The following is a 10,241-nucleotide window of genomic DNA, read 5'->3' as shown; positions in this document are numbered from 1 at the left end:
ACAGAGATTTTTGGGTGTTTTTACTCACTATTATTCCCTCAATCCGCGTATGTGCCAGTTGGGGTGCGGAATGTGGGCAAAAACTCACTCGTCGATGTATAACATCGACGCCGTAGAGACCAGCTAGCCAAATTAGAGGAAAATTATGCCCACAGGAAAACCAAAAATCGGAGTGGTTTATTGCAGTGCGGGTGCACCTGTAGACCCGCCCAAGTGCATTCCCGCTAAAGCTTACGAGAGGAAGTATTTTGTCTCGCTCTCGCAGATTAAGCGCTTGCTAGCTAAAAAGCTGTTGTGCGGAGTGCGGTACAAGCGGCGGTTGTTTATTGAAGACGTGCCACCGCCGCTAAAATAAAACGATGGACTTAACAGAGCAAAGAGCACTGGTACAAAAACTCTGGGGCAAATGCCCTCATGACGAACCCTTGAGATTTTTTTGGGAGCGCCAGAGAGAACTTTCATGGAACCGCCCAGCCTTCTTACAAAAAACCATGCGAGTTGCAAATGAAATTCTTCTGGCAGAACTCAACGACAAGCGGAGTCTAGATAAATCTTTTAGGTATGTAGACAGTCAAGTAGGAGTTATTCTTCCTGGCGCTCGCAGACCACGATTTTGTTCTATCAAAGATTTTTTCAACGACAATCCTGATACGTTCCTACTCTCAGTCGAAAGTGTGGCTGAGTTCCGAAGTTTTGTTGAGGGTTTAGTATCGCCCCCCTCTGAACCTCATGAGAGTCCTCCCAAAGGTTTTGTCCCACTTCCTGACGCTGAAATAGGTGGCTGTGCTCGCAATGACAGCTTAATCGCCCCTCTAGTTAACTAGCGGGCGGTACCTCCTATGCTCTAAATTTTCAACAAATTCTAGACACCAAAAAACCGCTGCCTTCAATTGGTACCTGAGCGCAACGGTTTTGAGGATTTATCCACATTCAGCTCGTCTTAGGGTCGAGCCAAATTTCATGTACAACAATTCTACTCCAGATAACGGGCAAACTTCAAACTCCCCCAAAAAATTTGATATCCGCGACCATCTCGACAAGCTGGAACCAGGCAAAGCCAAAAATTACTACATTTGCCCTGTCTGCGAAGGTCATAGCTTAGGGATTAACTCCAAGAACGGCAAGTATCAGTGCTGGACAAACGCTTGCTCAACCGCTGATATTCGGGAAGCTATCCGGCCACTGGCTGAATTTTTAGCAGAGTGCAAAGAGGACAAGCCCGCGCCACAGGCAAAAAAACCAAAAGCCAAAAAGAAGGAATACCGACCCGTACCAGTTCCGATCGGCGCGAAACTCCTGAGATTACCCGCACCCGGAAAGCCACCTCGCACCGAACAGCCTAAATACTTTCCTAAAGGCGTTCCCGACAGTGCCACACAAATTACCTACGCCTACAGCGACACTCAAAAGGTTTTGCGGTTTGATTGGTCTGATGCCAGTAAGGCAAAGGGACGCGACAAAACTTGCCGCCAAATTCACATAGACCCTAGTGGCAAGGAAGTCTGGAGCAAGGGTGATGCTCGCTGGCCAGCATATCGGATTGAGGAGGTTATCGAACTACTAGAAGCACTACCAGACAGTGAACCCGTCCTCGTTCTGATGCTTGAAGGGGAAGACAACGTAGACCGTGCCAGAAGTATCGGCATTGCAGGATTAACACTGCAAGGTTCCAATTGGAGCCATCCCGAAATTCAGATAATGCTCGAAACTCTGCAAGCGACAGGCAAAAACGTCAGTGTTGCAGTGTTGCGCGATAACGATGACGCAGGTATCAAGAAGGGTCAAGAAGTTTGGCTGGTTGCCCGTCACATTCAGTTCCCTTGTGCGGTCGTTGACCCGCGTGTCATCTACCCAGATATTCCAGAGGCGGGAGACATCCGAGAAATCTTGGAAGCCATAGATGGTGAGGAATTCATCCGGCTGGTAGAGGAAGCAGTCAACGACGCTGCAACGGAATTAACTCCTAATATTTCTCTAACTCCTCACCCGCGCACGCGAGAAGAAGTAGTATGCCAGAAGTATGACAGTAGTGAAAACGACTACATCCCTGATACAGCGCCACCTCCAGAGCAAAATTTTGTTCAAAAAGCCGAGTCAGCGCTCTATTCTGAAGGTCATTGGGCGTCTATTGGCGGACTACTTTACCAATTCACTGGCACTTACTATGAGGAGCGGCCAGAAAAATTAGAGAAGCGGCGTATCAGAGATTGGCTGAACACCTACTCGGAGAAGAATCGCAACGGCATCTATGTCTGCAACCGTGCCAAATCGGGAAGTATTGACGAGATTTTTAATTGGGTGGTTTTGGGCCGCGCTGTAGATATCAAGGAAGTCAATCCGCCAGGACTGAATTGCTCCAATGGGGTGGTAATCATCCACGATGACGGCTCTCACTCCCTTGTTCGCCACAGTCCCGATAGAATTTACACCTATGTGGGGTGCAATTATGACCCGAACGTGAATCCTTCCGATTGTAAACGCCTTTTAGAATGCCTTGAACCATCGGAGCGAGAAATTATTCTCCGAACCTTTGCTGCTTCTCTGTGCTTGCCGCTGATTCGATTGAAAATGTCAAGGGTGAAAGGGCTGTTGCTACATGGTGAAGGCAGTAACGGCAAAGATACTTTGCGGATTGCGCTTCTTATGGTTCTGGGGCGAGGCGTGACAGGCAAAACTCTCAAGGATTTTCAGATTTACGACACCGGCCGGAAGTTTCCTCTCGCTGGTTTAGAGAATTCCCTGTGCAATTGGTCGAGTGAAAACTCGGACACAGTGAAACTGGACAAGCTGCAAAGCCTCAAGCAATTCATCACCGGGGATGAGCTCACCATCGAACATAAAGGGCGCGGGGAATATCCTTATGAGCCTCAAGCTACGTTTTTAGCTAACTGCAATGCCGTGCCATCTATCAGCAGCGACGCTGAAGCAATCAGGAGTCGATATTGCATTGTTAGCTTCAAAAAAACTTACGCGGTCGGAGCCGATACCAGTAAAGGTCAGTTGGAGGCAGAGCCTCGCTTAAAGAGCGACAAAGATTTTGTCCTTAAGCACATTGCACCCGCCATGCTCAACATGATGCTGGCGCGGATTCCAGCAATATTGGCTGAGGGTATTGATTATGGTTCTGGTGACGCCGCTCTACGGGAAGCTCAAGAAAAGTCAAACCATTTGTGGCAGTTCATGCGAGACAGGGGGTATGAGGTCGGTAAAGGCGATCGCCTTTATGCAAAAGACGCTTGGTTTGACTTAGTGGACTGGTATATAGAAACGGGAACCCTTGAGGTTGAGTATGACCGAGAAGGCAAGGAGAAACGAGTTTGGAATGAGTTACCAGGGCGGGATACTCCTGTAAAAGCTATCAACCAGCTCTTTGCCCGGTTAAGTGAGTTAGTCCCCAACTTGGAAAAATATCGCCACACAGAACGGGGTTTTGAATCTGAGCGGACGATGGGAGATTTTTACTACATCGGCCTCACAAAACAAAAATTAGAAAAAAGTGGAAAAAGTGCTCCAGCATCTCCAGCGGTAGACACAGCAAAGAAATCTCCTCCAGCAGTGCTCCAGCAAGAGATTACTGCTGGAGCACCGCTGGAGCAAACAATCCTTACACAGCAAGCTGCTGGAGATGCTGGAGCACTAAACCCAACTATTTTGGATTTTTGCAATTCTTTCTCCAAACTCTCGGATTCTGACAAGCAAAAACTGACAGAGTTACTCACAGGCGTCCCCTGTTCTGACCCGCTCAAAGCATTCAGAGTCGGAGACAAAGTGGCTGGTAACAAACCGGAGGACTCTAGCTACAACTGGCACGGCCGCATCGTTGAGATTCACACGAGCATCAGTTGCAAGGTTGACTGGCAAGAGCGCGAAAAACACAAGGGTGGACGGATAATCTCAATGCTCTTCTGCGACCTGCGGAAAATTTAGCCACTGCCTGACAACTGACGGCTCCATCCCATCCCCCTTAACTGGGGGATTTTTGTGTCTATAAGTTTTGTCTACAATATGTGGACAGCGTAGACAGTTGTCAGTTATTGTAGACAAATGCTGTATACAAGTGTCTACAATGAGTCAAAGTCAAGTCGTATCCTTCAGAGCTTCCGGTCACTTCCTGAACTGGATAGAAGCTCAGAAACTAGATGGTGAGTCGGTAAGTCAAGCTGCACAGCGCATTCTCAAGGAAGTCTCAGGCACGTCTACAACGCTGTCTACAGTGTCTACACAGAATGACGCTACAGTCATGTCTACAATGTCTACAGATTTGTCTACACGAAACAATAACAGCGTCGTGTCTACGATGACCGCCGAAAGCGTAGACATACTTATATCCGATCGCATTGCCCCACTAAATCAACGAATAGCTGTCATTGAAGAACGTCTGGAACAACTCGGTGTTAACCAACTAGACAACCACTAGACATAGTGCTGGCATTTAACTAGACAACCACTAGACAGGTACTAGACATGACAGACAGATGCCAGCTTAACTTGAGATTGGACGGTCGCCGTGACTTGCTCGAAACCATTAAAGATGTCGCAGCAGCAGAGGGTTTGAGCGTCAATGCTTGGGTAGTGCGAACTTTAGAGCAAGCGGCCAATCAGGCAATATCAGCCCCAACAATCCAACCTCAAACACAAGTGTCCGAAATTTCGGACATTGAACCAGTGCTAGACAGCTTACTAGACAGCAAGCTAGACACACTGCTAGCGGCGAAATTAGCAGGGATTGAAGAACGCCTGGGAAAATTGAGAGCCTGAGCGAGGGCAACGATGAATCGCTCAGGCAGGAATTGAAAGCGGCCAACAAGCAGCTTGCAGAATGGGATAAAGAACTGAATCAGTTACACGAGCGCAACGGCGATTTAGGACTGAAGGTGCAGATGTTGGAGCAAGAGCTCAAGGAAGTGCGGCGCGATCGGGAAGAAAATAAAAACTCGGCTCCGACCGTCGCAGAATTCCCAGAGCCGGCCGACTTGCTCAACCAGTTAAAAGCACGGCGTAAAAAGTCCAGAGCGGACTTGGCTGACGTGGAGACGTTCTTGGAAATATTAGGCTCAGAGAGTTAACCCGTGTCTGCTGAAAGGATGCCGGGATACCACCTGACCCAGATAGGCAGTGTTTCGCATTTTTTGTGCGAAACAAAATGCGAAACAAATGCGAAACAAATGCGAAACAAATAAGGTTTGAGCCGCTCTCTCCTTTGTGGGAAAGAACGGCTCAAAGCATTGATGTTATTGGGTTTTATTAACGGGTACGGCAGGACTTGAACCTGCGGCTCGCTGCTTAGAAGGCAGCTACTCTATCCAACTGAGTTACGCACCCAACTCAAAAATCGCTAACAACATTCATATTGTATCGGTGCAGTGTGCGATCGAGCAAGTAAATTATGCGATCGATTACTCAGAAATCAGTTGGATGTACGAAAATACTGCGTGGAGCGCGATGGCTGCGGGGAAAAAAACCAAGGTGATGAGAGTGCCTGTGCCTCCAAGACTAGATATCACAAAAGCTGGAGGGACTCACCTGCAAACAGCACAATTGTAAATTTACAATCAAAACCAGGTAGGACGTGAACTCGGGTAAAGTATTTAGAGGTCGAGTTGAAACCCAAATATTTTGTCGATCGGATATCTTCAGAAATTAAGTCGGCGCTCAGACAGGACAAGAGTCACAGGTGCTTGTTCGGAGATATCTATTGGTTATGTTAACATTCGACAGTGGTAAAGTCTAAAACGCTGACTGCATTACCGAAAAACCAGAGATCGTCCCCTGATTTTAGGCATGAGTTGAGCCAGAATGACTAATTTTCCCATCTTTCGTTATGTTTGCTAACATTCTGCTCGACTTGATATTTGAGAAAAATGTGGTAGAACTAGGATTGAAAGACTCAGGTGAAAATCCCTGATGGTACGGAACCTATATATTCATATAAGCTTCCCATACGGCATCAAAGCAAAACAGTCAATCGCCCGCTCGGCACGAGCGCGAAAATCAAGCGTTGCCAGTACAGCAGTCGTAAATTGTGCGCGGGGGATTTTCCTTAGTGCATTAATTGATAGGCCAAGGCTGAGAGACAATCTCAGCTCAGAGATTTGTTAGCATTTGTTAGCAAAAAAGTATCGGAACGCTTGAGGAGAGAACCATCTCTGGGTGATCGGGAGCAATCCTGCTAATTTAAATGGACTCGCTGAATCAAGAATCCCCTCGCCTTTAGGCATCGGGAGTGTTAAAAGCACAGCACCTCGGCCATGACAGGAGTCAAATCGCAGTGTCATGTTTATTCTGAAACGGCAGGATGTTGAAATAACCAATTTTCAACACCCAAAACGGGATCAACAAATTCCCATTCTCAATTATCAGGGGCAGACTTTTCGCCTAATCAGCGCTTTCAACGGCAAGCAAGCAGAAGACGCCAGAGCCTTGTGGCGGGACTTAACCGACAACCGAGGCAAGGCCTGTGTTCTGCTAGAAGAGCCGGATCGATATAGCGTCTGGGGCAAAGTCCGTTTAGATCAGCTTGCCGGTGAAGAACCGGCAGGTAATGAAGCAGCCAAAGCACCGCTGTTCGCACAGGGTTGTCTGCTGCTCCTCCAAGCTGTTTACTTCGATGTAGAAGACCTCTTAGGCGCAAGGCAAGCCACATCGTTTCAGAAAGATATCGCCAAGGTATTTCAGCAGGGAAACTTCCCCCAGGCAGACTCCCCTGATGCGATCAAAAATTGGCTGACCGTTAGTCCCTTGCAAAATCAAAAGGCGCCTCCTTGGCAAGAGCAGCATCTCAAGACCTTATTGCAAGAACTCCACCGTTTGGGGAAATCATATTTTGGCAATACGGACTTCGCTGAGGGAGTGAGCGATGTGCTGCAAGATATGTCAGCACCGGATCGGAATCAGTTTCTAGATTGGCTGAAACAATCAGCCCTCAACAAATTGTGGAGCGCAGGATAGAAAATCTTTGACAATTGCTCAGACAATCGGGCTGAGATAATTGAGCTTAGATAACTGCACTGTCGGGGATACGGGATATACAGGTTGGATTGCCAACTTGTATTGACCAACCAAATTGTTGATTCGGTTTAGATGCCACCTACGGTCTGGCAATTTAACTAAATTTCGATCGCAGTCCCCACCCACAATCATCGATCTGATTGGGGGATTGCGAAAGCAAAAAAACAGATACAGCAACATTTGAGGGTATAATTTCAGAGATAGATTTGGTACTGTAAAAGCCTTAAAGGTCGAACATATACCGTATTTCTATCATTATATTTCCGGGCAAAAGATCGACTAACGACTAATTCCTTGAATTAGTAAATAGATATTATTCTTGCTTAGTCTTTCTAGAGTGTACGAGGGCAAAAATCCCGACGACACGCTGAGGACGCCAGTTGATCCGGGAGCGTCAGACAAAGGTTTTTTGGCGAAAGCATCCTCATCTACAATCAAAGATTGAGATGGGGTGCGTTCAACCGCTAGTTAGGTCTCGTGGAATCCCTATGAGTAGCACTTCAGAAAAGTCATCTACATCTCCATCTTTACTGTCAGCTCAGACCCTAGTGATTGCGGGCATTGTCTGGGCTGTCATGGCGCTGCTGTTCTTTTTGCTGTTCAGCGTCCCCCTCTCAGCAGAAGAGGGTTTACCGCTTTGGTACTCGATCGGCACTTATATTTTTGAATGCGGAGCATTCTTGGGAGCTGCTTTAGTCTGTTTTAGAAACTGGCAAAGCCCGCACATGGTCAGCGGGCGCAACGTCTGGCTGGGCATTGGTCTGGGGATGCTGTTCTATTTCATAGCCAACGTGCTGTTCGGGATTTGGGAACTCTATTTCGAGTTAGACCCGGACGTGTCTCCAGCAGATGCGTTTTATCTGGGCAGCTATGTGGTACTGATCGGGGGCATGGTTATAGCTGTGACTTCCAAGCGGCTGAATCTAGAAATTTGGCAGTGGGGTTTGTTAGCGGGAATTGCAGCCTTCGGGATTGCTGTAGCTATCTGGGTTGCTGCACCTGACTCTTGGAGAACCCAGCTAGGAATGGCTCCGGCAGCCACTCAGGAAGTAGTGACAGGATCTGCACCAGCAACCGCTGCCAAAGGAAAAGCGCCTGCTTTGGAGGATTCGTCCAAGTTAAAGGCAAAAGGAGCAACAGCGACTGATGCTGAATCCGCAACCGAAGAAGAAGCAACAGCAGAAACCAAAGCTCCCGCATGGGTGATGGCACTTGACAAGCAACTGTCGCCTCACAAAAATGCAATCAATTTGTTTTACATCGTCGGGGACGTTTTTCTGCTGATTATTGCTACTGCACTGCTGCTGGCGTTTTGGGGAGGACGTTTTTCCCAATCTTGGAGGATGATTGCGGCTGCAACTTTTTCGCTTTACATCGCAGATATGTACTTTAAATGGCGCGATACTCAGGCTGAGGGTAGTTATCAAAGCGGCAGTTTGCTGGAAGTCTTTTTTGTTTTCAGCGCCATCCTGTTTGGGATTGGAGCTATCTTGGAACATGACATCTCAACCCGTTCTCGCCAGAGCAGGCGCACTCGTCGCGCCTCGTAGCGATTTGAGATTGGGGTTGCTTCGGCAAGCGATGGGGACGCGAAAGCTTTTTTACTCTTGTCGGCATCTCTCAACTTTAAATCGAAAAAGAAAAATCACAGTGCGCTGACTGCTAGCCTGCGTCTTTTCACGTCTTTTTGCTGGAAAACTTGGCATGACGCCTACAAAACTCTCCGATTCAGACAAACGGGAAATCATCAGGCTGTACCGACAGTCGGACGAAAATACTATCACTCTGGCAAAGCGCTACGGAGTGAGCAGTTCGACTGTGAGGCGCATCCTTCAGAGCGCTTTGTCGGAGCCGGAATACGAACTTCTAGTCCAGCAAAAACAAAAGCGTTTGTCCGATCGCAGCAGTGTTTCTGAACCGACAGAGGCGACTGCTGAATCGTCAAAAGCCGATCGCGAAACCGATCCTGTAGGTGGCCTGTCTGAGTCAGTCCCAGTCGGGCCGTCAGTCGCAAATTCGCGGCCGGCGATCCGAAAGCGTTCTTTATCAACCGCCCAAGCAGTTGCAGAAGTTGAAATTCAAGAAACTTTACAGTCGGATTTGGATGTTTCTGATTTGCCAGATACCGAAGTAGCAAATCTTGCCGATCGCCACGATCGCGCTGTGACTGGGGAACTACAGGCAATTCTGCCAGAAGAAGGACTGCTCGCAGGTGAAGATTTTAGCGATTTCGAGGAAGATGAGGACGAGGATGAGGACGATTTAGATGACGACTTCGACGAAGATTTAGAGGATGAAGACTCTCTGTTTGAAGGCAGTCTGCTGGGTTCAATATCGTCGGGCGAGTCGATCCTCTTCGAGGGCTTCGCTAACGAGCTTCGGGCTACAGGGCTGATTCAAGTTTTGCCTTTAAGCGAAGCGTCTGTGCCCAAAATTTGTTATTTAGTTGTCGATCGGGCAGCGGAGTTAATCACCAGACCTCTAAAAGCTTTTGGCGAATTAGGTCAAATTCCGGCGGCGGAAATTCGCGAGAAAACCCTGGCAGTGTTTGACAATCACCGAGTGGCCCGCCGATTTGCTACTCGCAATCAAAGAGTTTTCAAGATTCCTGACGGTAGGCTGCTGCAAAAAGCCGCGCCTTACTTGCTAGCCAAGGGAATTACTCGGCTGCTGATTGACGGCCAGGTATATTCCATCTAAGAATTCAGCAATTAACTTAATATTCTGCGGTGTTTGAGTCTTCAGGATTTGCCTGAAATTTAGGACGCGAGTTTTGCGACTCTGAAAGGTTCCACAGCGGTTGCAGCAGCGCACCGCCGATCAGTCCTGCACTAATGCTCATTGCCAATACTACTCCTACGGGCATTTGTATCGATTTAAAAAAGATAAAGTTTAAGGATACTGGGGCGGCGTTCTGCACTGAGATAATGCCGATCGCGCTTGCTAAAATTGCTACTAAAAAACTAATGGCGACCAGAGGAATTGTTTTCATAAAAGGGTTGACAGGCTAATAATTTAACTTATATAGCAATCCTTGCAGGAGTCGTATTTTTTTACCCCACCCCAACCCTCCCCTTCGCAAGGTGAGGGAGCAAGAAATTCACAAATGATTTAGGATTGCTATATACTTGTTTTACAATCGAAATCCGTGTAAAATTTTTATTTTTGCAAACATCCCATTATTTGATAATATACAATAATATTAGGAAAAAAGTCAAGTAGATGCGGAAAAA

At 47.5% G+C, this 10,241-nt stretch carries 11 protein-coding genes and 1 tRNA gene; 10 read left to right on the top strand and 2 right to left on the bottom strand.

Annotated elements, in window-relative coordinates; genetic code table 11:
• Positions 1 to 145: 145 nt before the first annotated feature.
• The 6 genes from QUA56_RS28405 (at position 146) to QUA56_RS28380 (ending at position 5,066) form a co-directional block, all read left to right on the top strand.
• Complete coding sequence (locus QUA56_RS28405) at positions 146 to 355, top strand: hypothetical protein (protein ID WP_333364847.1); 210 nt, start codon at positions 146 to 148, stop codon at positions 353 to 355.
• Positions 356 to 359: 4 nt separating this feature from the next.
• Entirely contained in the window at positions 360 to 824 is a 465-nt protein-coding gene (locus tag QUA56_RS28400) for a hypothetical protein (protein WP_333364845.1), read from the top strand.
• A 136-nt stretch (positions 825 to 960) separates the two neighbouring features.
• Positions 961 to 3,927, top strand: a complete 2,967-nt coding sequence (locus tag QUA56_RS28395) for a DUF5906 domain-containing protein (protein ID WP_333364842.1) — start codon at positions 961 to 963, stop codon at positions 3,925 to 3,927.
• A gap of 139 nt (positions 3,928 to 4,066) precedes the next feature.
• On the top strand, positions 4,067 to 4,417 hold the full coding sequence (locus QUA56_RS28390) for a hypothetical protein (protein WP_333364840.1): 351 nt from the start codon (positions 4,067 to 4,069) through the stop codon (positions 4,415 to 4,417).
• Between the two features lie 47 nt (positions 4,418 to 4,464).
• The gene (locus QUA56_RS28385) at positions 4,465 to 4,758 is read left to right on the top strand and encodes a hypothetical protein (protein WP_333364837.1); all 294 of its coding nucleotides are present in this window, start codon (positions 4,465 to 4,467) and stop codon (positions 4,756 to 4,758) included.
• 32 nt (positions 4,759 to 4,790) lie between these two features.
• Entirely contained in the window at positions 4,791 to 5,066 is a 276-nt protein-coding gene (locus QUA56_RS28380; protein WP_333364834.1) for a flagellar alpha dynein, read from the top strand.
• Positions 5,067 to 5,248: 182 nt separating this feature from the next.
• Here the strand turns inward: QUA56_RS28380 and QUA56_RS28375 are convergent.
• A tRNA-Arg gene (locus tag QUA56_RS28375) sits at positions 5,249 to 5,322 on the bottom strand.
• A 36-nt stretch (positions 5,323 to 5,358) separates the two neighbouring features.
• On the opposite strand from QUA56_RS28375, the gene QUA56_RS28370 reads away from it, so the two are divergent.
• The 4 genes from QUA56_RS28370 to QUA56_RS28355 all read left to right on the top strand — a co-directional run bounded on the left by QUA56_RS28370 (position 5,359) and on the right by QUA56_RS28355 (position 9,708).
• Positions 5,359 to 5,544: a hypothetical protein gene (locus QUA56_RS28370; protein ID WP_333364832.1), complete on the top strand. Its 186-nt coding sequence runs from the start codon at positions 5,359 to 5,361 to the stop codon at positions 5,542 to 5,544.
• A gap of 729 nt (positions 5,545 to 6,273) precedes the next feature.
• Complete coding sequence (locus QUA56_RS28365; protein WP_333364830.1) at positions 6,274 to 6,948, top strand: Npun_F0813 family protein; 675 nt, start codon at positions 6,274 to 6,276, stop codon at positions 6,946 to 6,948.
• 548 nt (positions 6,949 to 7,496) lie between these two features.
• Positions 7,497 to 8,558 (top strand): hypothetical protein, encoded by a 1,062-nt coding sequence (locus QUA56_RS28360; protein WP_333364827.1) that lies wholly within the window; start codon positions 7,497 to 7,499, stop codon positions 8,556 to 8,558.
• A 154-nt stretch (positions 8,559 to 8,712) separates the two neighbouring features.
• The gene (locus QUA56_RS28355) at positions 8,713 to 9,708 is read left to right on the top strand and encodes a hypothetical protein (protein ID WP_333364825.1); all 996 of its coding nucleotides are present in this window, start codon (positions 8,713 to 8,715) and stop codon (positions 9,706 to 9,708) included.
• A 16-nt stretch (positions 9,709 to 9,724) separates the two neighbouring features.
• Here the strand turns inward: QUA56_RS28355 and QUA56_RS28350 are convergent, their stop codons facing one another.
• On the bottom strand, positions 9,725 to 10,000 hold the full coding sequence (locus tag QUA56_RS28350) for a LapA family protein (protein WP_333364823.1): 276 nt from the start codon (positions 9,998 to 10,000) through the stop codon (positions 9,725 to 9,727).
• Between the last annotated feature and the right edge of the window lie 241 nt (positions 10,001 to 10,241).

The organism is Microcoleus sp. N3A4 (genome assembly GCF_036701805.1).
GTDB lineage: Bacteria > Cyanobacteriota > Cyanobacteriia > Cyanobacteriales > Microcoleaceae > Microcoleus.
The sequence above is the reverse complement of the archived record's forward strand: the minus strand, read 5'-3'. Positions and strand labels throughout refer to the sequence as shown.

Excerpts from the sequence above, each read along its gene's own strand:
- QUA56_RS28365 (WP_333364830.1), top strand. The coding sequence starts at position 6,274 with ATGTTTATTCTGAAACGGCAGGATGTTGAAATAACCAATTTTCAACAC.
- QUA56_RS28395 (WP_333364842.1), top strand. The coding sequence starts at position 961 with ATGTACAACAATTCTACTCCAGATAACGGGCAAACTTCAAACTCCCCC.
- QUA56_RS28385 (WP_333364837.1), top strand. The coding sequence starts at position 4,465 with ATGACAGACAGATGCCAGCTTAACTTGAGATTGGACGGTCGCCGTGAC.
- QUA56_RS28350 (WP_333364823.1), bottom strand. The coding sequence starts at position 10,000 with ATGAAAACAATTCCTCTGGTCGCCATTAGTTTTTTAGTAGCAATTTTA.
- QUA56_RS28390 (WP_333364840.1), top strand. The coding sequence starts at position 4,067 with ATGAGTCAAAGTCAAGTCGTATCCTTCAGAGCTTCCGGTCACTTCCTG.
- QUA56_RS28355 (WP_333364825.1), top strand. The coding sequence starts at position 8,713 with ATGACGCCTACAAAACTCTCCGATTCAGACAAACGGGAAATCATCAGG.
- QUA56_RS28405 (WP_333364847.1), top strand. The coding sequence starts at position 146 with ATGCCCACAGGAAAACCAAAAATCGGAGTGGTTTATTGCAGTGCGGGT.
- QUA56_RS28360 (WP_333364827.1), top strand. The coding sequence starts at position 7,497 with ATGAGTAGCACTTCAGAAAAGTCATCTACATCTCCATCTTTACTGTCA.
- QUA56_RS28400 (WP_333364845.1), top strand. The coding sequence starts at position 360 with ATGGACTTAACAGAGCAAAGAGCACTGGTACAAAAACTCTGGGGCAAA.